We start from the raw sequence: 21,956 nt of genomic DNA on the forward strand, positions 1-21,956 counted from the left end.
TCAGTCGTCCTTGGCCACGGTCGTGCGCAGCGGGACTTCCTTGATGAAGAGGACTGCGATCAGGCTGACGGCCGCACAGGCTGCGGCGATCAGGAAGATCCGGCCGGTGGCGTCGCCGTACGCGTGCCGGACCAGCTCCGCCAGTTGCGGCGGGAGGTGGTTGACGTCGAGCAGGCTCTGACCGCTTCCGGATGCCTGTCCACGAGCGCTCGCCGGCAGGCCGGCGAGGATCAGATCCTTGACGCGAGCCGCCAGTACGGCGCCGAGGGCCGCGACGCCGACCGCACCGCCGAGGCTGCGGAAGAACGAGACGGTCGCACTGGACGCACCGATCTGCGAGACATCGACAGTGTTCTGTACGGCGAGCACCAGGTTCTGCATCATCATGCCCATGCCGATGCCCATCGCGAGCATGCCGAGGCCGACGTACCAGTACGGCGTCTCGTGGTCGATGGTGCCGAGGATGACCAGGCCGATCACCAGCAGGATGCCGCCGCCGATCAGGTACCGCTTCCACTTGCCGAAGCGGGTGATCATCTGGCCGGAGCCGACCGAGCCGAGGAACGAGCCGAGCATCATCGGGATGGTGAGCAGACCGGCCTCGGTCGGGCTGTAGCCGCGGGCGATCTGGAAGTACTGGCCGAGGAACAGGGCGCTGCCGAACATCGCGACACCGACCGCGAGGCTGGCCACGATGGCCAGCGCGGTGGTCCGTTCGCGGACGACCTTCAGCGGGACGAGCGGTTCGGAGACCCGGCTCTCGACGAGTACGGCGAGCGCTCCGAAGACGAGCGTGCCGCCGACGAAGAGCGCGGACTGCCAGGACATCCATCCGAAGTCGTGACCGGCGAAGGTGACCCACAGCAGCGGCAGGCTGGCCGTGATGCTGATCAGGATCGCGCCGAGGTAGTCGACCTCGACCTTGCGCTTGACCAGCGGAAGGTGCAGGTACTTCTGCAGGATCACCAGGCTGATCACGGCCAGCGGAACGCAGACGTAGAAACACCAGCGCCAGCCGAGCCAGGAGGTGTCGACGATGACGCCACCGATGAGCGGGCCGGACACGGTCGCGACGGCCATCACGGCACCCATGTAGCCGGAGTACCGGCCGCGGTTCCGGGGCGGGATCGCCGCGCCGATGATCGCCTGGGCGAGTGCCATCAGGCCACCCATCGCCAGCCCTTGCAGTGCCCGGGCACCGATCAGGAACGGCACGTTGTGCGCCATACCGGCCAGTGCGGACCCGACCACGAACAGCGAGATCGCCAGCTGTACAAGCAGTTTCTTGCTCATCAGGTCGGCGAGCTTGCCCCAGATCGGGGTCGACACGGTGGTGGCCAGCAGGCTCGCGGTCACCACCCACGTGTACTGCGTCTGGGAACCCTCGAGGTCGGCGATGATCGTCGGCAGCGCGTTGCTGACGATCGTCGAGCTGAGCATCGCCGTGAACAGCGCGGACAGCAGGCCGATCAGGATCTCGAGGATCTCGCGGTGGGTGAGTTCCGGCGCACTGGGCAGGGGGCGCCGGGTCTCCAGGACAGTCATCAGTCTCCCGTTGGGTTCGAACGCCTCACGGAGTCGGCAGCTTCGGTCACGGCCCGGGCGAGCCGCTGCAGCACATTGGCAGCATCACGGACCGCGTCGTCGTCGAAGTCCGCCAAGGCGGAGCGCAGTTGCTTGGTGTAGGCGGAGTACAGGTCCGCCAGCCGGGCCTTGCCGTCGTCCGACACCCGGACCAACCCGACCCGGGCGTCGGCCGGGTCAGGCCGACGACTCACCAGTCCGTCGGCCTCGAGGGTGGTCAGCTGCCGGCTCACGACCGACGCGTCGACGCCGAGCTTGGCGGCGATCTCCCCGCCGCGCTGCTCACCGTCACGCATCAGGACCTTCAGCACACTGGCGTCGGACCGGCGCAGACCGCCGTTCCCCGGCATCAGGTGCTTGTGCTCGATACAGCGCACGGCCCGGATCAGCGAACTGACCCCTTCGAGCAGTTCCTGGGCCGACGCGTCCCGCTCTTCCCCCGGGACGAGGGGATGCTGAGCTAGTTGCATAACTCAACTATATACACTATTAGTTGGCTTCTGCAACCATATGTGCGGAGTGCTGGACTTCGGCTACCCAGCGTGAGGTCAGCTCAGGTCGCCGTTGAGGCGGCCGAGCAGGCGACCGAGGTCGGAGAGGTCCTCGGGATTCCAGCGGTTGAAGATGGCGCGGAACTCGAGCTGGCGCTGGGCGCGCAGGGCGCTGAAGCGCTCGGCGCCGGTCTCGGTGAGCTTGAGGAGGCGGGCACGGCCGTCGTCGGGGTCGCCGACGCGCTCGATCAGACCGAGGGTCTCCAGCTGGGTGATGCCGCGGCTGACGGTCGACTTGTCGAGGCCGAGAGCCTGCGCGACATCGGAGGCCCGGACACCGACCCCGGCGCCGCCCATGAACTCGATCTGCGAGATCAGTGCATACCCGGCCGCGTCCATGTCGGGGTGCACCCGGCGGGCCATCATCATCGAGGCCGAACGCGCCCGCCGGAACAAGGCCGACAGCTGCTGCTCGATGTTCGCCACCAGCGGCTCGCTGGTCTGCTCGACGTCAGGTGAGGTCATCGGACCACGATCCCGGCATCGCGCAGCGCCTTCTTCACATCGGCGATCCGGAAGTCACCGAAGTGGAAGACACTCGCGGCCAGTACGGCGTCCGCCCCGGCCTCGACCGCTGGCGGGAAGTGCTCGGGCGCACCCGCTCCCCCACTGGCGATCAGCGGTACGTCGACCACCGCGCGAACCGCCCGGATGAGCTCCAGGTCGAACCCCTTCTTGGTGCCGTCCGCATCCATCGAGTTCAGCAGGATCTCCCCCGCACCCAGCTCACATCCGCGCCGGGCCCACTCGATCGCATCCAGTCCGGCCGACCGCCGGCCACCATGCGTGGTCACCTCGAAACCACTCGGCTGATCGGGCGAACGCCGTACATCGAGAGACAGCACCAGCACCTGATTACCGAACCGGTGCGCGATCTCCTTGATCACGTCGGGCCGCGCAATCGCGCCGGTATTGATCCCGACCTTGTCGGCCCCCGCCCGCAACAGCCGGTCGACGTCAGCCGCCTCCCGCACTCCCCCGCCGACAGTCAGCGGAATGAACACCTGCTCCGCCGTCCGCCCAACCACCTCGTACGTCGTCTCCCGCGACCCCGAGGAAGCAGTGATATCGAGAAAGGTGAGCTCGTCCGCCCCTTCCGCGTCATACACCTTGGCCATCTCGACCGGATCGCCGGCATCGCGCAGCCCGGTGAAGTTGACACCCTTGACCACCCGCCCGGCATCGACATCCAGGCAGGGAATCACACGCACAGCAAGAGTCACGCGCAAAGGATATCCGGCCGCTGTTCAGTCCCGGCCGATCAACCGCCGGACTGAGACCGACCGGCCAGTTGCCGGGGGTGTGAACAAGAACCGGTGGGCTTGAACAAGGCATTACCTGTTCAAGCCCACCGCGGAGTGTTCACGCCCGCTGTTGGGGGCGGCTACTTCCAGGCTTTGCGGCGGCTGTTGGCTGCTTTGACGGGGCGGGTGGATTCCCAGACCCGGCGCCAGTGGGCTGAGGGGTCGGGGCCGGTTTGGGTGGGGGCGGTGCCGGCGGCGACTCGGCGGCGGGACTCGTACCAGTTGGTCGATTCCTCGTCGAGGAGGGCGGCGACGGCGGCGGCGATCTTCGGGGCGAACTCGCGGGGGCTCTCGCCTTCGGCGGGGCGGATCGGGTCGCCGTAGCGGACGGCGACCGTCGGGCGGCCGGGGACCGGCCAGCCGCGGCCGCGGGGCATGGCGGCGAAGGAGCCCTTGATGCCGACCGGGATCACCGGGACGTTGTGCTCGACGGCCAGGTAGGCCGCGCCCATCCGGAAGCGTTGCAGCCAGCCGTCGGGGGAACGGGTGCCTTCGGGGAAGACGACGACGTTCCAGCCGTCGGCGAGCAGGTCGCCGGGGGTTGCGCTGAGCTTGCCGCCGCGGCGCTCGATCGGGAACGTGTTGAACACGATCGCCGAACCGGCCGCCCGCCACCACGTGTCGAAGAAGTAGTCGGCGGCCGCTGCCATCGCCGTACGGCGACGCATCGAGTCCGGCAGGGACAGCAGCAGGAGCGGCGTGTCCAGGTGCGACGAGTGGTTCGCCACGATCAGCGCCGGGCCGTCGAGTTTGCGCAGCGAGTCCAGCCCGCTGACCTCCGGCTTGACGTTGACGTTGAGGACCGCGTTCAGCGGACCCTTCTGGAGGACGTCGCGGATCGCGATCGCGGCCGGCGTCCGGGCCCAGCGGGTCGGGAAGACCGAGGTCTCCTTCGGTACGACGTACGCCTCGGCCGACCGCGGTACCTGCGGCCGCCGGCCCCAGCGCCAGCCGCGCGCGACGACCTTCACGTCCCGCACGGTGTCGCGACTGAACTTCACCACGCTGTTCCCCATCAGCGCACATCCGCGATCAGGTGCGGCGGGTTGTGCAGGTACGTGATCGAGGGCGACCGGCCGACCGAGTGGCTGACCATCTCGAGCGCGTCCTGCAGCGTCGAGGCGGACCGGAAGCCCATCCGCTCCACGGTCTTGCGGTTCGCACCGACCCAGACGATGTCGCCGCAGTGGTCCAGCGCGTGGCTGATCCAGTACCACATGTAGAACGGGTGCACGCCGTGGTACGCGTACGACGTCCGGTACAGGTGGATGTACCACGGGTCCTCGGCGTACTGCTTCTCGAACTTCGCCTCGATGGTGGCCGGGTCGGTCGACTCCGACAGCACCTCCTCGAAGAAGTCGACGTACGACGGGTGGTGCAGCTGGCTGAACTCGTACGGCACCGGGTGGTAGAGGATCAGCGCGCCGTCCTTGCGGACGATCGGGTTCCCCCGGTAGGCGTTGAAGTGGTAGCCCATCCCCATCACCGCGGCGAGGATCGGGTTCATCACCGAGTTCACGTTGTACGGGCTCAGGTACGGCACGCCGATGACGCCGACGTCGGCCTGGCCCTGCACCTCGACCATGTGCTGGCGGTGCACCATCTCGATCGTCTTCTCGTGCACCGGCTCGATCTTGCCGGCGTTGATCCCGGTCAGGCCGTACGGCGACCGGACGTCGGTGTAGATCTTGTGCCGCAGCTTGTTCGGTGCCGCCGCCAGGCCACGCTTGGCCGCGAGCATCGAGGCCTGGTCCTTGAGCGACCACTCCCACTCGCGCTTCTGCAGGAACCCGAGGCCGCCGGAGAACAGGTCGTTGTTCAGCGTGGTCTCGATCTGGAAGACCTTGACGTGCTCGGTCAGCACCTCACCCATCCGCCAGGCCGAGTGGTGCATCTTCGAGGCCTTGTGGTCCATGAAGGACCGCGAGTGGATCATCGTGTGGCTGTTGTGGTGGTGCTTGAGCGACTTGTACGACGCCAGCCCGATCGAGGTGGACTTGTGGCCACCGTCCATCGCCACCAGGTTCACGTTCACGTAGACCAGCAGGTCGGACTCGGCCGCCCGCTTGGAGATCTCGACGTCCTCGCCGTGCTTGGTCTGGCCCAGGTGGGTCAGGTTGTCGCGGTCCTCGGCGTCGAAGTTGTAGAGCTTGCCCTCGGGGAAGAACGACCGGAAGACCCGCTCGCCGACGATGTCGCGCAGCTCGTTCGGCGTCAGCCGGCGGTGCAGCGCGTTGGCCGAGATGATCTCGACGTCGTCGACCCCGGCCTGTGCGGCCAGCTCCAGCACCGCCTCGATGACGCGCTGCCGGATGTCCGGCTTCTTCATCGGCGGCAGCGGCAGGGAGATGTCGTCGAACGCGATCGTCAGCCGCATCCCGGCGTGCAGGAGCTCCGGCAGCGGCTCGGACTCGATCGGGTTCAGCAACGCGTTCTGGATCGCCTCCTCCACGTCGCGCACTGCCGGCAGTGCCTCCGGCGGGTAGACCACCCGGGTGCCGAGCGGGAAGCGCTCCAGCAGGAAACCCTCACCGTTGTGCACGATCAGCGGCGGAGTCCGGTCGTCCACCTCAAGCACGAATCCTGGCCGAGACATGTCAGAAACCCTCTCGTCGTACGTCCTGCGGAACTGTCACGGCCCTCACGAGGCCCTCACATCGAAAGCAACCTTGACCGTGCCGAGGCGGCCGGCCGAATGCGCGTGGTCGAGAGCCTCGCGCCAGCGGTACAACGGGTACTTCGCCCCGACGACCCCGTCCAGCGGGGCCCGTCCGGCCAGCTCCAGCGCGGTCTCGAACGCCGGGCGGCCGTTCGGCTCCGACGTCGCGGAGGCGTAGGTGCCGGCCAGATCCAGCTCACGGAACCACACCGGCGACAGGTCGACGCCGGTCGACGGCATCCCGGACAGGACCACCCGGCCACCGGCCTTGGTGACCCGCAGCACGGTGTCGATCGAGTCCTTGCTGCCGACCGCGTCGACAGCGATGTCGACACCACCGAGCAGGAACTCCTTGGCGCCGAGGTCAGGCTTGAGCCGGAACGCGCCGGTCGACCGGCGGACGCCGCGGAACACCTCGTCGGGCGCAACCACGTCACTCGCGCCGAACGCCCGGGCCAGCTCACGCTGCTTCGGGTGCTTGGCGACCACGGTGATCCGGCCCGCCTGAGTCAGCTCACGAATCGCGAGCGTGGCGAACAGGCCGACTGCACCGGCGCCACTGATCAGGACCGACTGCCCAGGCTGAACGTTGGCGCGGAAGGCGGCATGCACGGCACCGGCCAGCGGCTCGACGAGCACGGCTCGCTCATCGCTCAGGCCCTCCGGTACGGCGTACAGCTGGCTGCGGTGGGCGATCATCAGATTGCCCCAGCCGCCACCGGTGTCCTGGCAGAACCCGGTCTGCAGACCCGGCTTCAGATGGCCGACCGTGATCCGGTCGCACCGGTTGGTGTGACCGGAGGCGCAGCCCTCGCACAGCTCGACACCACGCGTGGCGCAGGTCAGGACGCTGTCCATGACTACGCGGGTGCCCTTCGGCAGGTCCTCGCAGTCGTCGAGCAGTTCGCCGACGATCTCGTGACCGGGGACGAACGGCAGCGACACGACGGCCGAGAAGTACATCTTGGTGGAGCCGGTGACCATGCCGAGGTCGGAACCACAGATCCCGGACAGGATCGGGCGGATCCGCGCCCAGCCCTCCCGGTCGGCCTTCGGCTCGTTGATGGTGACGAGGCGCAGCGGCGCGGCCGGACCGGTCAGCATGCCGGGGATCCGGCCGCCGACCGCCTTGGCCGCCAGGTACTTGGCCGGCGAGCGGTACATCTCGAGTGCGAGCATCATCAGGCGTTGACCCCCGGCAGTTCGAGCCGCGACGAGGTCGACGGCGTCTTCCAGTCCACGATCTGCCAGCGTCCGGCCCGCGCGGCCCGGAACAGCGACACGTCCGGCGAGACCGCGACCGGGTTGCCCACGACCGACAGCATCGGCAGATCCGAGTGGCTGTCGGCGTACGCGAAGGACTTCGACAGGTCGATGTTGCCCTGCCGCGCACGGTGCTTGATCCACGCGGCCCGCGACTCACCGACCAGCGGCGGCCCGGACAGGTAGCCGGTGCAGCGACCACGGTCGTCGACGGCCAGCTCGGCCGCGACGATCTCGTCGAACAACGGCTCCAGCGGGCGGGTCAGCGGCCGCACGGCACCGGTGATCAGGATCGTCTTGTGACCGGCCGCGCGGTGCTCACGAATCCGCCGTACGGCGGCGCCGCTCAGCCGCTCGAGGACGTGCTCGGACAGCACCTCGTCGACGATCCGGTTGAGCTCCTCGAGGTCCGCACCGGCGTACCGGCGGTAGATCGCCCGCAGGAAGGCGCCGCGGTCCTTGCGCTCGGCCGAGATCAGCTTCGGCAACTTGCGCAGCATGTGGCCGAACTCGGCGACCCGCTGCGGGCCGTCCAGCTCGGGCAGCCGCATCCACAGGTAGGTCTCGATCACGTTCGACGACAGCAGCGTGCCGTCCATGTCGAACGCGGCGATCACCTCGGAGTCGGCCGGCTCGACCTTCTTCAGTACGCCGGCCGTCTCCGCGAGCCCCTTGTTGCGCTTCTTGCGGACGACGTCGAGGCGGCGCATCGACTCGGTGACGCTCGGGCAGTGCACCTTCTGCAGGTAGTGCTGCCAGTCGACGACGGTGATGTCGCAGGCGAACTTCTCCCGGTCGTCACCCTCGAGCGCGTTGTGCAACGCGAGCACGTTGTCGTCGACGAAGTTCATCTCGGCCTGCGCGTACTCGGCGTACAGGTCCATGTAGCGGCGCAGGAAGTCGATCCGGCGCTTCTGCACATCCAGCTCGCGGGCGTACTTGCGAGTGCGCTCACCGCGCGGGACGCGGGTGATCACGGCATCCGCGAGCTTGTGCGCGCGTTCGCCGTACCGCAGCATCGCCTCGACCGAGTCGCCGCCGGGGAACTTCCAGACCGGCAGCCGGACCGCGCCGCGCTCGCCGAGGTCGAAGGGGTGGTCGGAGAAGTACGCGCGGATCCCGGCGTACATCTGCTCGAAGGTCAGCGGGTTCCGGGCGCCGGAACCGATCTGGTAGTACTCCGGCTTGTTCAGCTCGGGCTCGGTCGCCATCACCGCGCAGATCGCGCCGACGACGTGGTCGACCGGGATGATCTCCAGCACCGAGTCCGGGCTGGCCGGGAACTCCGGCAGCTCGCCGCGGCCGTAGGCCAGGATCAGCGGCTCGGCCATCTTGAAGCCTTCGATCCAGCCCGGGTGCGGGCTCTGCACCGCGGACTCGATGATCGCCGGCCGGACGATCGAGGTCGGGAAGATACTCGCGAACTCCTCGACGACCCGCTCACCGAGTGCCTTGGTGAAGGTGTAGCAGTCGGTCCAGCCGAGGCTGCGGGCCCGCTCGGTACCGGTCTCGACGAGCCGCTTGGCGACCCATTCGGTACGGCGGCGCTCGGTGTCGACGGCCGCGGTGAGGTGGCCGGCGCGGCGGTGCAGCTTCTCGGCCTCCTTGCGGAACTTGGCCAGCATCGGCGCGGACCGCGACTGCTCCTCGATCCGGGACTTCATCGCCATCCCGGCCTCGGCCTCGACCCGCCAGTCGGCGGTGTGGTCGACCGACGCCTCCGGGATCGCGCCACGGCGACGGCCGGCCGTGTAGGCGGTGGAGATGTGCACGTAGTGGATCGAGCGGTCGGTGCCCTGCCGGCTCTCGTTGATCCGCTCGAGCAGGCTCTTGGTACCGAGCACGTTGGTCGTGAACGCCTCGTGGATCGGCGGGTCGAAGCTCACGTCACCGGCACAGTGCACGACGATGTCGAGATCGGTCGGCAGCGGCGGTACGTCGGACAGGTCGCCCTCGACCACCTCGATCCGGGCCGCGGTCAGTGCCTCGGCGTCGGCGTACGGGGTGCCCTCGCCGTAGAACGGCTTGAAGATGTCCTTCTTCAGCAACTGCGCCATCCGGTGCGCGCCGGTCATCGAGCCCTTGGGCCGGATGATCGCCACCACCGTGGTGCCGGGCAGGTCGCCGATCATCCGGTGCAGCAGGGCCTCACCGACGAAACCGGTGATCCCGGTGACGAGGACCTTCTTGTCCTGCAGCTTGTCGGCCAGACTCACTTGTCGCCTCCACGCGTGAGTTCGAGTGCCTCGGTCAGGGTGAACGCGCCGGCATACAGGGCCTTGCCCACGATGACGCCCTCGACACCGTCGGCGACCAGCGTGCTCAGCGCGACCAGGTCATCCAGGCTCGAGACACCGCCGGAGGCGATGATCGGCTTGTCCGTGCGCGCGCACAGGTCGCGGTACAGGTCCAGGTTGGGCCCCTGGAGCATGCCGTCCTTCGTCACATCGGTGACCACGTAGCGCTCACAACCGGCCGTCTCCAGCCGCTCGAGCACCTCGTACAGGTCACCGCCTTCCTTCGTCCAGCCGCGCGCCGCCAGCGTCCGGCCGCGCACGTCCAGCCCGATCGCCACCCGGTCGCCGTACTGCTGGATGATCCGGTCGCACCACTCCGGGTCCTCGAGCGCGGCCGTCCCGATGTTGACCCGCCGGGCCCCGGTCGCCAGCGCCGCCGCCAGGGAGTCGTCGTCGCGGATCCCGCCCGACAACTCGACCTGGACATCCAGCTTCCCGGTCACCTCCGCGAGCAGCTCACGGTTGCTCCCCCGGCCGAACGCCGCGTCCAGGTCGACCAGGTGGATCCACTCCGCCCCGGCCTCCTGCCACGCCAGCGCCGCCGCCAGTGGCTCGCCGTACGACGTCTCGCTCCCAGCCTCACCCTGCACCAGCCGAACCGCCTGCCCGTCCGCCACATCGACGGCAGGCAGCAGCACCAGGTTCTCAGACATGGGCCACACCTTAGAGGGCGTTCATGGACGTTTTGTCACCCAGTGCCCCGCTGAATCACTGTGAATCGAAGTGTCTCAGCAATACCAGTCTCGCTACTGGTCTACCCAATTACGCTGGCCGAATGGCGACCTTGGACGAGCTCGAGCGCGACCCACATCCCGCCCTGGCCGCCCTCCGCCCGATCGGCTGGGTCGACGCACTCGGCGGCTGGGTAGTCAGCTGCCGATCCCTCGCGATCGCCGTGATGCGAAACCCCGACACGTTCACCGTCGACGACCCACGCTTTTCGACAGCCCAGGTGGTAGGTCCGTCCATGCTCTCCCTCGACGGCCCCGCCCACGCGGCCCACCGCATCCCGTTCGAGTCCCCCTTCGGCCTAGCCGAAACCCGCCGCCGCTTCAAAGCCCCCGTCGAGCGAACCGTCGCCGAGTTGATCGAGGCGCTGCCCGGCCACGCCCCTACCCCCGCTCGACTCGGAGTCACCTCCACCCCCTCAGGTCCGCACCCTCGCCCCCACCAGCCCACCCCCGCTCCGGCCATGCCTACCCCGGCTCCGCCCACGCCCACGCCGACCCACGCCACCTCAGGTCCGCACGCCCGCCCCGAACTGCAGTCCGCCGATCTGCGGACGACGCTGGCCGGACCACTCTCCGTGGCGGTCGTCGCGTACTCGCTCGGTCTGCCGCAGGCTTCGGCCGCGACGGTGCTCGACTGGTACACGGCGATCTCGGACTCCGTGACCGGGGTTGCCGCGGGGCGCTCCGTGACCGCCGAGGGTGCGGCGGCGTTCGCCGAGCTGCACAAACATGTTGCCTCAGGCATCGACTCGCCCAGCCTGCTGCACACCGCGGCCCGTGATCTGACGCTCGATCAGGTGGTGGCGAACGCCGCCGTACTGATGTTCGGCGGGATCGAGACCACCGAGGGCATGATCACGAACGCCCTCTGGCACCTGCTGACACACCCCGAGCAGCTCGCACTCGTCCGCGCCGACCCCACATTGCTCCCCAACGCACTCGAGGAGTCCCTCCGCCTCGAACCGGCCGCCGCGGTCGTCGACCGCTACGCGACCCGGGACATCGAGCTGGCCGGCGCCCACATCCGCCGCGGCGACCTGGTCGTGGTCTCACTCGCCGGAGCCGGCCGCGACCCCGAGGTCTTCCCGGATCCCGACACCTTCGACGTACGGCGATCCAACGCACGCCGGCATCTCGCCTTCGCGAGCGGCCCACACATCTGCCTGGGCATGCACCTCACCCGGCTCGAGACGCAGACCGCGGTCGCCGCCGTACTGGACCTGCCTGGTTTGCGTCTCGAACCGGAGTCACCGGCACCTCGCGGACTCGTGTTCCGCAAGGTGCCGGCGCTCAACGTGACGTGGGAGGCGTGAAACCTTCGGGCGTCAGTACGACGGTCGCCCCGGCATCGCTCGCCGCCTGAATCATGCGCAGCGCAGCCAGGGCCGGGTGGTCATCGAGGAGCTTGGCGGAGTTGGCCAGCGAACGCAGCGCCGCCGCCTCACCCCGTGCCCGCTCCAGCGCCGCCCGGCCGCGCTGACGTTCCAGTGCGGTCTCGGCGAGCGCGGCCCGCAGTTCGCCGATCAGCGCGAGGTCCCGGATCGAGGCGTCCTCGACCGTGATGCCGAGCCCGGCCACCTCGGCGCGGACCGGCTCAGGCAGCTCGGCGCTGATCGCGGACCGGGTGTCCGGCCGCAGCAGTTCCTCGAGCTCACGCCGACCGACCGCCTCACGCACCGCGAGTTGCAGTGCGACGTGCAGCAGGTCGAGCGGAGCCTCGGCGTACTCAACGAAGGCCCGCGGGTCGCTGACCTGCCACCGAACAACGGCCGTCACCCGAACCGTCACTCCGTCGGCGGTGAAGATCTCCTGCCCGGACACCGTGAGCTGGCGCACCCGCAGATCGACACTCTCCCGGCGTACCCGCCAGATCTTGCGGACCGAGTGCCGCCCCGGCTCGAGCATCGCCTCGAACACGCCATCGCGATACACCAGCACCCGCTCGGACGCCTGCACAACCACCTTCGCCACTGCGATCCTCCTGTGAATCCTTGCCCTGAAAGAGATCCACCCCGGCACCCACCCGGTACGGCGGCGGAGGTTCCGGCACTGTCCTAGCTGCCGGGCCTGCTGGCCGCGCTCCGGGAGAACTTGGGTGCCGGGGCGAATCGTTGAGAGGGCTTGTCCGTTGCAAGCGGATGCACTGCATCAGGACGACGCGCAGGACGGACTCCGGTACACCGGCATCCGCTGCAGACCTGACCGTGCCCGTTCAGTGTGGCGGTACGTGGTGGCCGACGGCAACTGGATTCAGCCCAGGAAGACGTCGTACCCGAGGCGCAGGATCAGGCCGGACACCACCACCAGGAAGACGACCCGGACGAACTTGCTCCCGCGCGCGACCGCCGTCCGGGCACCGAGCAGACCGCCGACCATGTTGGCCGCGCCCATGATCAGCCCGAGCTTCCACAGCGGCGCACCGTGCAGCGCGAAGATCCCGATCGCGCCCAGATTCGTGGCGACGTTGGCGATCTTGGCCTTCGCGCTGGCCTGCAGGAAGTTGTAGCCGAGCAGACCGACCAACGCGAAGATCAGGAACGACCCGGTCCCCGGCCCGACCGCTCCATCGTAGAAACCGATCACCACACCGACCCCACACGCCGCGAGATAGTGCTCCCGCCCGTCGAACCTCAACGCGGTCCGCGCCCCCAGCGAAGGCTTCAGCGCCGTGTAGATCGCCACCGCGATCAGCAGCACCAGCACGATCGGCTTGAACCACGACATCGGGATCCGCGTCGCCACCAAGGCCCCGGCCGCCGACCCGAGCCCAGCCAGAATCGCCAGCGGGATCACCGTTCGCTTGTCCGGCCGCATCTTCACACCGAACGTGATCGCGCTCGTCGTCGTACCGAACAACGACGAGATCTTGTTGGTGGACAGGATCTGCGCAGGCGAAGCGTTCGGCAACCCGAGCAACATCGCCGGCAACTGCAGCAACCCACCCCCGCCCACCACAGCATCGATCCAGCCGGCCGAAAAGGCGGCCACGACGAGGAAGATCAGCGTCCAGGTGGAGATATCAGGCACACGCCCCATGATCCGGTAAGCCCATTGTCCCGAACAACCTTTACGTGACCCATCCCACCTAGAGCGCGCCCAGCTGCTGCATCATGCCGAGGTCATCGCGAACCGCCCAATGCTCGGAGATCAGGCCGTCCGTGATCCGGAACATGTGCGCCGGCTCGACCGACACCTCCCCCTCAGGCGTCGCGATCCCGCAGAACTCGGTCCCCTTCCACGTCGCCGCGCGAACGCCGTACAGAACGACGCGCCGCGTAATTGACGAAGTCCGGCGCGCAGATCTCGTCGAACACCCCCGGATCACCGGAAGCGGCGTACCAGCGCTTTGTTCTCCTCGATGCCCATCCAGCCAGCGGGCACCCGAGGCATTTCCCCGGCGACTCGCCAGTGCCACAGTCGGAAGATGGCGTCTTCGATTCTTCCTCCGGAAGGTGAAGTACTGGCGACCGGCTGGGAGGCCGACCTCGACCCGGCCGACTCGATCGTGCGGCAGGCCGTGCTCGCCCATGCCTCCTGGGCCACCGACGCGGCCCGGCGGATCGGCAAGCCCTGGTACGACGGCGCCACCTGGGCCGGCGGGATCCTCGGCGACCGGGGGCCGCTGACCAACTGGGTGGTCCCGAAGCAACCCGTCGATCCGGCCTCGGTGATCGCGGAAGCAGCGCGCGAACTACCGTCCGACGCCCCGTACCTCTTCGTCAGCGCCTGGCCGACCGGCGACCTCCGCCCCCACGGCCTCGCCCTGGCCGGCCACCCACCCCTGATGGTCCGCTTCCCCGGAACGGTCACCACACCACCCACCACCGACCTGGACATCCGCCAGATCACCGACGCCAACGGCCTGGCCGACGCCGAACGCGTCCTCATCGACGGCTACCCCTTCCCAGAACTCCAGCCCTTTGAACCCGGCGCCCTCTACGACCCCACCTTCCTCGAAGGCTCCACCGTCTGGGTCGGCTACGACGGCGACACACCCCTGGCCACCGCAACCGCCCACCACGCCGCCGGCCTCACCGTCGTCGAGAACGTAGCCGTCATGCCCACCGCCCGCGGCCGCGGTGCCGGCGCCACCCTCACCTGGACAGCCACCACCCACCACCCCACCCACCCAGCCGCCCTCATAGCCTCCGACCACGGCCAACCCGTCTACACCCGCCTCAACTACCACCGCCTAGAACGCTGGACAGTCTGGGTCCACCCCTGACCCAACCGCGCCCCGCCTTCCCGCGCCCCCGCCTTCCGTCACCCCCACAACCACTCCCCCCAATTACTCAAGACCTCTTGTACAACCCCCATTGCAGACCCCAGCACACACTGAACCCACTCACCACCCACCCAACTGTGCGGACCGTGCCGCCGGCAATCGATATCCGACACCACACCCCTTCCACTCAACGCCCCACCGCACGGCGGGTTCACTCAACGCAGCACGGCGGGTTCACTCGGCGCGGATGGCGAGGTCGGCTAGCGCGGTTTCACGTCGCCTGGGGCTGACGGGCTGTGGCTGAGGTGCGTGATGTTCGAGGTTTGCGTTAAGCGGTGCTTTTTCGGGTCTATGCGCCGAAAAACTACCGCGCAACGCACCCCGACCGGCCCCGGGAAACCGAGGCCGTCGTCCACCGCGACCTTGAGCACCTGTCAACCACACGAGCCTCGCCGGGGCGGTCGCGCCGTGCTCAAGGTCGCCCTGCCGACTGGCATCTGGTGGGTGGCCCTCAAGAGCCGGGGCTGGGGAGCGCTACCCCATCGAATCGGGTGGTAGGGCTCCCCCGCCTTCTCGATTTGGTTAGGTGCGGACTGTGGTGACCAGGTGGTTTACGACGTCGGCTACGGGGATGTCGGTGCGGGTGTTGGAGCGGCGGTCCTTGACCTCGATGGTGCCTTCGGCGAGGCCCTTGCCTACTACGGCGATGGTGGGGACGCCGATCAGTTCGGCGTCCTTGAACTTGACGCCGGGGCTGACCTTCTCGCGGTCGTCGTAGAGGACGGTGAGGCCGCGGGACTCGAGTTCGGCGGCGATCTCGGCGGCCTTGGCGAAGAGTTCGGGGTCCTTGCCGGTGGCAACGAGGTGGACGTCGGCGGGGGCGATCTCGCGCGGCCAGACCAGGCCGAGCTCGTCGTGGTTGCCCTCGGCGATCGCGGCCACGGCGCGGGTGACGCCGACGCCGTAGGAGCCCATGGTGACGGTGACGAGTTTGCCGTTCTGGTCGAGCACCTTCAGGTCGAGGGCGTCGGCGTACTTGCGGCCGAGCTGGAAGATGTGGCCCATCTCGATCCCGCGCGCGGACTCCAGCGGACCGGAACCGTCCGGCGCGTCGTCGCCGTCGCGGACCTCGGCGGCCTGGATCGTGCCGTCGGCGGTGAAGTCGCGGCCGTGCACGAGGTTGATCACGTGGTAGCCGGACTTGTCCGCACCGGTCACCCAGGCCGAACCCTCGGCGATCCGCGGGTCGAGCAGGTAGCGGATCTTCGAGGTGTTCTCCGAACCCAGCACCCCCGGGCCGATGTAGCCCTTGGCCAGCACGGGGTTCTTCTCGAAGTCGGACTCCTCGAACGCGACCACCTCGGCCGGCTCGACCTGTGCGCCCAGCCGCTTCTCGTCGATCGCCCGGTCCCCCGGTACGCCGATCGCCAGCGGCTCGCGGGTGCCGTCCGGGTTCACCAGCATCACGAGCACGTTCTTCAGGGTGTCCGCGGCGGTCCACTCGCGACCGTCGGTGCGCGGGTGCTTCGCGTTCAGCGCGTCGACCAGGGTGTCGATGGTCGGGGTGTCCGGGGTGTCGACGACCTCGGCCGCCGGGACGCCGGACGCGTCGACCGGTGCGGACTGCGGGACCACGACGGCCTCGACATTCGCGGCGTACCCACCGGCGGAGCGGACGAAGGTGTCCTCACCGTTCTCGGCGATCGCCAGGAACTCCTCGGACCGTGAACCACCCATCGCGCCGGACATCGCCTGGACGATCACGTAGTCGAACCCGAGCCGGTCGAAGATCTTGATGTACGCACCACGGTGCGCCTCGTACGACGCCGCCAGCCCGGCGTCGTCGATGTCGAACGAGTACGAGTCCTTCATCACGAACTCACGCCCGCGCAGCACGCCGGCCCGCGGCCGGGCCTCGTCGCGGTACTTGTTCTGGATCTGGTAGATCGACAGCGGCAGGTCCTTGTACGACGAGTAGAGGTCCTTCACCACCAGGGTGAACATCTCCTCGTGGGTCGGACCGAGCAGCATGTCCGCGCCCTTGCGGTCCTTCAGCCGGAACAGGTTCGGCCCGTACTCGGTCCAGCGGCCGGTCGCCTCGTAGGGCTCGCGGGGCAGGATGGCCGGGAAGACCAGCTCCTGCGCGCCGATCGCGTCCATCTCCTCGCGGACGATCCGCTCGACCTTGCGCAGCACCCGCAGACCGAGCGGCAGCCAGGTGTAGACACCAGGCGCCGTACGGCGGATGTAGCCGGCGCGGACGAGCAGCTTGTGGCTCGGGACCTCCGCGTCCGCCGGATCCTCGCGAAGGGTGCGGAGGAACAGCGACGACATACGCAGAATCACGGGAACTCCAAAGAGGGATGGAACAAAAGGTCGTCCTAGAGGATATCCGTCCTCCGAAGCTCGGCTGACCAGTTGTCCCCAGGAGGCGTCACTTCGTTTCGCGGGAAGCTTTCAGGGCCCATCTGATCAGCGGCAGCTGCAGCGGCAGCCGGGCCCAGCCGATCGCCTTCGCCTGCGGCGTCCCCTTGCGCTGCAGGTCGGTCGCCATCTGCACATTGGCCGGGAAGATCGCCACCAGCAGACCCGCACTGGCCAGCCCGGCAAGCCGCCGCGTCCGCGGGCTCAGCAGCCCGGCCGCACACACCAACTCGGCCACACCGGATGCGTAGACGAGCTCCTTCTTCCGCGGCAACGCCTTCGGCACGATCTTCTCGTACGGCGTGGGCCGGACGAAGTGCAGGACGCCGGAGACGCCGAACAGGACTGCCAGAGCTGTCGTGGTCTTGCTGCGGGAGGCCATGAGCGCCACCTTACTCCCGGGTAATCAGAACAGGATGGTGGCAAAGGTCTCGACAGTGCGGAAGCCGACCCGCTCGTACGAACGCCGGGCCGGGGTATTGAACGCGTTGACGTACAGCGTCACCACCGGCGTGATCTGGCGGGCGAGCTCGACCACCGCCGCCATCCCCGGCGCCGCGATCCCCTGCCCGCGGTACTCCGGATCCACCCAGACCCCCTGGATCTGGCAGACCCCCGTGCCCACCGACCCGACCTCGGCCTTGAACACGACCCGGCCGTCCTCGATCCGCGCGAAGGCCCTGCCGGCGCGGATCAGCTCGGCCACCCGCGACCGGTAGAAGGTCCCGTCGGGCCCGGTTTGCGGCGGTACGCCGACCTCCTCCGTGTACATGGCGACACACGCCGGATACAGGATCGGCAGTTCGACCGGTTCGACCGCGCGGACGAGCGGATCGGGTTCGACCACCGGCGGACCGTCGATGACCATGAACGGCTGGTCGCCGCGCACCTCGCGGGCCGGACCCCAGTGCGGTTCGAGCGCGGTCCACAGCTGGTCGACCGCGCGGGCCGGTCCGAGGATCTGGAAGCAGTTGCGGCCGCGACGCAGCGCGTACGCCGCGAAGGCGCGCAACGCGGCGTCGTCCGCGCCGACCGGGACCATGTTGCCGCCGGCATGACACAGCGCTTCGAGCACGCCCTTGTCGACGTACCCCCAGACCTCGGCGCCGCGGCGCGGATCGAGTCCGGATGCCTGCACGAGACTGTCGACGAACACGTTGACGACCGGGTCACGGGCGATCACCGCGCGCGCCGCCGCGAGGTCACGAGGACCGAGAACCCGTACGCCCACGCGCAGAACCTAGCGGATGAACCGTGCCAGATCACTTAAGGGGCGCACTTCAGGTCGCCGCTGCATCGTGCGCCGCCGCGATCCGGCGCAGTGGTGAGGTCCATGCCACGATCACGCCGACGAAGCTGGCCAGGCCGACCAGCACCATGCCCGTCCGGATGCCGAGCTGGCTGCCGAGCAGACCGCCGACCATCGCACCCACCGTCCAGCCGAGCCCCCAGGACAGCATCCGGCCGGCTGTGTTCACCCGGCCGAGCAGGTGCTCCGGTGTGACCTGCTGCCGGTAAGAGATCGAGTTGACGATCACCAGCACGTACGCCGAACCCCAGACCAGCAAGGCGAACGCGGCCACCACCCAGCCGGGCGACAGTGGTGCCAGCACGCCGATCGCTGCGGACGCCGGGAGCGCGTAGAGCGTGATTGCGGCCGGCGCTCGTCTTTTCAGCAGCCGTGGCAGCGCGAGTGCGGCAATGAGCCCGCCGATCCCCCAGGTCCCCCAGACCAGTCCGAACCGGAGTCCCGACGTACCGACGTGCAGCACGCGGTCACACCACACGACCATCAGCGCCATGAACCCACCGCCCGCGAAGGACTGCAGACTGCCGACGATCGTCATCGTCCGGACACCTGGGTGGCGGACCAGGTAGAGGAGGCCTTCGGCGATGTCAGCGAGCACCACGCGTGGCCGTAGTGGGGCTTGCCCTTCTCGCGGCTCCGACATGGCGCGGATGATCCCGCGCACGGCCAGTGCGGACGCTACGAAGCTCAGAGCGTCCAGAGCAAGCAGTCCGGCCGGGTTGAGCACCGCCAGCGACAGTCCGGTCAGTGGTGGCACGAACAGCTCGATCAGACTGGACGTCGACCACACTGCGGAGTTCGCCTGCGCTACTCGGGCCCGGCCGACCAGTACTGGCAACGCACCGAAGTTGGCACCGTCGAAGAAGGTATAGACCGCCTGTACGACGAACGCGACCACCAGCACCTGCGTAACCGTCAGCACTCCGAGGAGGTACGTCACCGGCACCGAGCCGATCAGTACGGCGTTCACCAGGTCGGCCGACACCATCACGCGGCGCCGGTTCCAGCGGTCGGCCAGTGCACCGGCGAACAGACCGGTCAGCAAGTACGGCGCCGCCTCGAGCGCAGTGACCGCAGCAGTCAGCACGGTCGACCCGCTCAGCCGATAGACCAGCACCGGCAACGCGATCGCCGTCACCATCGAGCCTGTGGTCGACAACGCCCGAGCCAGGAAGTACCGCCGGAAGTCCGGATCGTCCCGCAACCGCGGCGGTGTCACAGCGCGAGTCTCATCCACTTCAGTTCGTCCCCGAGGTCCCGAGTCGGTGTCCTGAGCGGCTCTCCGAACCCGTACGCCTCATAGAAGCCGATCGCCTTCGCGTTGTCGACCATCACATCGAGCAGGAGCTCCGGCGTACCCGCTGGAAGCGCGTCGACGGCAGCGTCGAGCAACGCCTTACCCACACCTCTTCCCTGCTGATCCGGGAGGACGTACAGCTTCCACATCACCCAGAAGCCCTCCTCCTGCCCCAGACCGGCCATTCCAACCAGTACGCCGTTCTCCTCGGCCACCAGCGTGATGCCGGACCGGATGCTGCGCTCGACCGCCTCCCGCGACCACCACTGCGCCAGACCGTCCGTGATGAACTCCGGCGACGCCAGACCGGCGTACGCGACCGGCCAGGTGATCAGTCCGATCTGCCGTACCGCATCGACGTCCTCAGCCACAGCTCGTCGTACGGCGATCACCCGTGCACCACAACTGTCTGACCATCGGGGTCGGTGATCTCGATCGTGTCGGCGACCTGCACGGCCTGATAGCCGGCTGCGGCCAGTCGGCTGTGCACCGCTGCCAGGTCCTCACTGGTGGTGAGCTCCAACCGGACGCCGTCCCCGAATCGCGCCAGCGCGTCGAGACCGACCACCTCCAGGAAGCCACGCCAGGCACTCTCCTCCGTGCGGTCCAGTTGCGGTGTGACCAGCCAGCGCTCGTCAGGACGGGTCTCGTTCAGCTTGTAGCCGTAGAGGTCGTCACTGCGCTCGTCGATGTGGATGTGCACACCATCCGGACCGGCCACCCGCAACACCCGCCCGTAGGCCTCGTCCCAGATGACGGCGTCGGCGTACCCAGCCTGCTCGAACTTCTCCTTCAACCGGTCGACATCCTCGGCCTCGAAGGACAGGTCGGTCTGCCCGGGCTTCCCACCAGTCGAGCTGCTGGCCGCACTGTGCAACGCGACCATCCCGCGCCCGGCCAGCATGTCCACCCAGTCACTGCTGCGCGCGGACTCGATCCGCGCCTGCAACCCGAGCGTCTCCAGGAACGCCCGCATCTCCGCCACCTGATCCGTGAACCGCAACGGCCTGATCACCACGTCGTTCATCCGCGTGCCTCCCCATGCTTGTCCAGGTATTCCGTCAGCGCCTGCTCGACGAGCGCCGACAGACTCGCTCCGTCGTCGATCGCCTTGTGCTTGACCCGCCGCACCAACCCCGGCGGCAGGTACACGTTGAACTGCACCTTCTTGTCGCTGTCACCACTCATGGCTATATTGCTAGCATCCTAGAGAGCTACTAGTCAACGGGTGACGACGCGGAGGTAGGTGGTTTCGCGGGTTTGGAGGGTGATGGGGAGGGTGATGTTGCGGGGTGCGGCGGAGGGGGTGGCCAGGAGGTCTACCGCAGTGCGGCCGAGGTCGTGGACGGGGAGGGAGGCGGCGGCGACGGTGAGTGGGAGGACGCTGGCGGGGCCGGCGTCGTCCATGCCGGCCAGCTCGATGTCGCCGGGGACCTCGTAACCGAGGTCTGCTAGTTCACGGGCGGCGGTGGTGACGATGAAGCCGTCGGAGCAGAGCAGGACCGTTGGTGGGTCGGGCTGACTGAGCAGTGCGCTCAGGCGGGCCTTGCGTGCTTCAGGTGCCAGGAGCTGGTGAGTGCTGAGTGCAGTGAGGTCAGGTCGGCTCGGCAGACCGTGCGCCCGGAGCGCCTGCTGGTGACCGCTGAGGCGCTCGCGCACGCTCGTGCAGTCGACCTCTCCCCACAGCGTCGCCATCCGCTGGTGCCCGAGACCGATCAGGTACGTCGTCAGCTCGTACCCGACCGCGAATTGGTCAGCCAGCACCGCGTCGGTCGGCACATCAGGCTGGTACCGGTCGATCAGCACCACCGGCAGCGCCAATTCCCGGAGCACCTGCGACGAACCCTCCACCGAATAGAGCGCGATCCCTGCCACGCCAGCAGCCACCGCCCGGCGCAGTGCGCGCTCTTGCAGTTCCAGCGAGCCCTTGCTGTCGTAGAGCAGCAACTCGAACCCCAGCTCGTCACACCGCGACTCGACGCCGGTGATGATGCCTTCCTTCACCGGCCCCTGCCCGTGAATCACCAGCGCGACCGCACGCCGCCGTACCGGCGCCGGGTCGACTACTGGACGCTCGGCGACGAACGTGCCGCGCCCCTGCTGCCGGACCAGCACCCCGTCGGCGACCAGGTCGTTCAGTGCGCGGATCGCGGTCGTCGTACTGACGCCGTACCGCTCACAGACCTCGCGCTGGGTGATGAACGGCTGATCCGGGCGGTGGCCGCCCTGGGCGATCAGTGCGAGCAGCTCCCGCTTGACCTGCTCATACCTCGGGAGCATTTGACCACCCTCGAATCAGTTGCCGCATTAAT

22 protein-coding genes are annotated in these 21,956 nt (G+C 68.4%); 2 read left to right on the plus strand and 20 right to left on the minus strand.

Annotation, left to right across the window (positions count from 1 at the left end):
- From ACFCV3_RS20545 to priA, 9 genes are all read right to left on the minus strand, one after another.
- Entirely contained in the window at nt 1–1,545 is a 1,545-nt protein-coding gene (locus ACFCV3_RS20545) for an MFS transporter (RefSeq protein ID WP_376031988.1), read from the minus strand.
- Entirely contained in the window at nt 1,545–2,054 is a 510-nt protein-coding gene (locus tag ACFCV3_RS20550) for a MarR family winged helix-turn-helix transcriptional regulator (RefSeq protein WP_376031989.1), read from the minus strand. Before ACFCV3_RS20550 ends, ACFCV3_RS20545 begins: the two co-directional genes overlap by 1 nt.
- Nucleotides 2,055–2,132: 78 nt before the next feature.
- Nucleotides 2,133–2,600 carry a MarR family winged helix-turn-helix transcriptional regulator gene (locus tag ACFCV3_RS20555; protein WP_376031991.1) on the minus strand — a complete coding sequence of 156 codons (468 nt, stop codon included), beginning with the start codon at nt 2,598–2,600 and terminating at the stop codon, nt 2,133–2,135.
- Nucleotides 2,597–3,358 carry an imidazole glycerol phosphate synthase subunit HisF gene (gene hisF, locus ACFCV3_RS20560; protein ID WP_376031993.1) on the minus strand — a complete coding sequence of 254 codons (762 nt, stop codon included), beginning with the start codon at nt 3,356–3,358 and terminating at the stop codon, nt 2,597–2,599. The genes ACFCV3_RS20555 and hisF overlap by 4 nt, the downstream gene beginning before the upstream one ends.
- Nucleotides 3,359–3,519: 161 nt before the next feature.
- Nucleotides 3,520–4,455 (minus strand): lysophospholipid acyltransferase family protein, encoded by a 936-nt coding sequence (locus ACFCV3_RS20565; RefSeq protein ID WP_376031995.1) that lies wholly within the window; start codon nt 4,453–4,455, stop codon nt 3,520–3,522.
- Nucleotides 4,455–6,035: a lactate racemase domain-containing protein gene (locus tag ACFCV3_RS20570; protein ID WP_376031997.1), complete on the minus strand. Its 1,581-nt coding sequence runs from the start codon at nt 6,033–6,035 to the stop codon at nt 4,455–4,457. The genes ACFCV3_RS20565 and ACFCV3_RS20570 overlap by 1 nt, the downstream gene beginning before the upstream one ends.
- A gap of 45 nt (nt 6,036–6,080) precedes the next feature.
- Entirely contained in the window at nt 6,081–7,280 is a 1,200-nt protein-coding gene (locus ACFCV3_RS20575; RefSeq protein WP_376031999.1) for a zinc-binding dehydrogenase, read from the minus strand.
- Nucleotides 7,280–9,577 (minus strand): HAD-IB family hydrolase, encoded by a 2,298-nt coding sequence (locus ACFCV3_RS20580; protein ID WP_376032000.1) that lies wholly within the window; start codon nt 9,575–9,577, stop codon nt 7,280–7,282. The genes ACFCV3_RS20575 and ACFCV3_RS20580 overlap by 1 nt, the downstream gene beginning before the upstream one ends.
- Complete coding sequence (gene priA, locus ACFCV3_RS20585) at nt 9,574–10,311, minus strand: bifunctional 1-(5-phosphoribosyl)-5-((5-phosphoribosylamino)methylideneamino)imidazole-4-carboxamide isomerase/phosphoribosylanthranilate isomerase PriA (protein ID WP_376032002.1); 738 nt, start codon at nt 10,309–10,311, stop codon at nt 9,574–9,576. Before priA ends, ACFCV3_RS20580 begins: the two co-directional genes overlap by 4 nt.
- Before the next feature lie 122 nt (nt 10,312–10,433).
- Here priA and ACFCV3_RS20590 point away from each other — a divergent pair, with 122 nt between their 5' ends.
- A complete protein-coding gene (locus tag ACFCV3_RS20590) occupies nt 10,434–11,702 on the plus strand; it encodes a cytochrome P450 (RefSeq protein ID WP_376032004.1) in 1,269 nt (422 codons plus the stop codon).
- Here the strand turns inward: ACFCV3_RS20590 and ACFCV3_RS20595 are convergent.
- The 3 genes from ACFCV3_RS20595 to ACFCV3_RS20605 form a co-directional block, all read right to left on the minus strand.
- Nucleotides 11,680–12,360: a slipin family protein gene (locus ACFCV3_RS20595; protein ID WP_202875388.1), complete on the minus strand. Its 681-nt coding sequence runs from the start codon at nt 12,358–12,360 to the stop codon at nt 11,680–11,682. The two genes, ACFCV3_RS20590 and ACFCV3_RS20595, sit on opposite strands and share 23 nt — an antisense overlap.
- Before the next feature lie 279 nt (nt 12,361–12,639).
- Nucleotides 12,640–13,416: a TSUP family transporter gene (locus tag ACFCV3_RS20600; RefSeq protein ID WP_376032007.1), complete on the minus strand. Its 777-nt coding sequence runs from the start codon at nt 13,414–13,416 to the stop codon at nt 12,640–12,642.
- A gap of 58 nt (nt 13,417–13,474) precedes the next feature.
- Nucleotides 13,475–13,918, minus strand: coding sequence for an ester cyclase (locus tag ACFCV3_RS20605; protein WP_376032009.1), 444 nt, complete (start codon nt 13,916–13,918; stop codon nt 13,475–13,477).
- On the opposite strand from ACFCV3_RS20605, the gene ACFCV3_RS20610 reads away from it, so the two are divergent.
- A complete protein-coding gene (locus ACFCV3_RS20610) occupies nt 13,814–14,614 on the plus strand; it encodes a GNAT family N-acetyltransferase (protein WP_376032010.1) in 801 nt (266 codons plus the stop codon). The genes ACFCV3_RS20605 and ACFCV3_RS20610 overlap by 105 nt on opposite strands.
- A gap of 582 nt (nt 14,615–15,196) precedes the next feature.
- On the opposite strand, the gene ACFCV3_RS20615 is transcribed toward ACFCV3_RS20610, so the two are convergent.
- The 8 genes from ACFCV3_RS20615 to ACFCV3_RS20650 all read right to left on the minus strand — a co-directional run bounded on the left by ACFCV3_RS20615 (nt 15,197) and on the right by ACFCV3_RS20650 (nt 21,924).
- Nucleotides 15,197–16,960, minus strand: coding sequence for a proline--tRNA ligase (locus tag ACFCV3_RS20615; protein ID WP_376032012.1), 1,764 nt, complete (start codon nt 16,958–16,960; stop codon nt 15,197–15,199).
- Nucleotides 16,961–17,048: 88 nt separating this feature from the next.
- Nucleotides 17,049–17,420, minus strand: coding sequence for a DoxX family protein (locus ACFCV3_RS20620; protein WP_376032013.1), 372 nt, complete (start codon nt 17,418–17,420; stop codon nt 17,049–17,051).
- A 24-nt stretch (nt 17,421–17,444) separates the two neighbouring features.
- A complete protein-coding gene (locus tag ACFCV3_RS20625) occupies nt 17,445–18,269 on the minus strand; it encodes a GNAT family N-acetyltransferase (protein WP_376032015.1) in 825 nt (274 codons plus the stop codon).
- Between the two features lie 49 nt (nt 18,270–18,318).
- Complete coding sequence (locus tag ACFCV3_RS20630; RefSeq protein ID WP_376032017.1) at nt 18,319–19,566, minus strand: MFS transporter; 1,248 nt, start codon at nt 19,564–19,566, stop codon at nt 18,319–18,321.
- Entirely contained in the window at nt 19,563–20,036 is a 474-nt protein-coding gene (locus tag ACFCV3_RS20635; RefSeq protein ID WP_376032019.1) for a GNAT family N-acetyltransferase, read from the minus strand. The genes ACFCV3_RS20630 and ACFCV3_RS20635 overlap by 4 nt, the downstream gene beginning before the upstream one ends.
- Complete coding sequence (locus ACFCV3_RS20640) at nt 20,033–20,671, minus strand: VOC family protein (protein ID WP_376032020.1); 639 nt, start codon at nt 20,669–20,671, stop codon at nt 20,033–20,035. Before ACFCV3_RS20640 ends, ACFCV3_RS20635 begins: the two co-directional genes overlap by 4 nt.
- The gene (locus ACFCV3_RS20645) at nt 20,668–20,832 is read right to left on the minus strand and encodes a CopG family transcriptional regulator (protein WP_376032022.1); all 165 of its coding nucleotides are present in this window, start codon (nt 20,830–20,832) and stop codon (nt 20,668–20,670) included. The genes ACFCV3_RS20640 and ACFCV3_RS20645 overlap by 4 nt, the downstream gene beginning before the upstream one ends.
- A 33-nt stretch (nt 20,833–20,865) precedes the next feature.
- A complete protein-coding gene (locus tag ACFCV3_RS20650) occupies nt 20,866–21,924 on the minus strand; it encodes a LacI family DNA-binding transcriptional regulator (protein WP_376032023.1) in 1,059 nt (352 codons plus the stop codon).
- Nucleotides 21,925–21,956 lie beyond the last annotated feature (32 nt).

Origin of the sequence: Kribbella sp. NPDC056345, assembly GCF_042262745.1 — a bacterium.
Taxonomy (GTDB): Bacteria; Actinomycetota; Actinomycetes; order Propionibacteriales; family Kribbellaceae; genus Kribbella.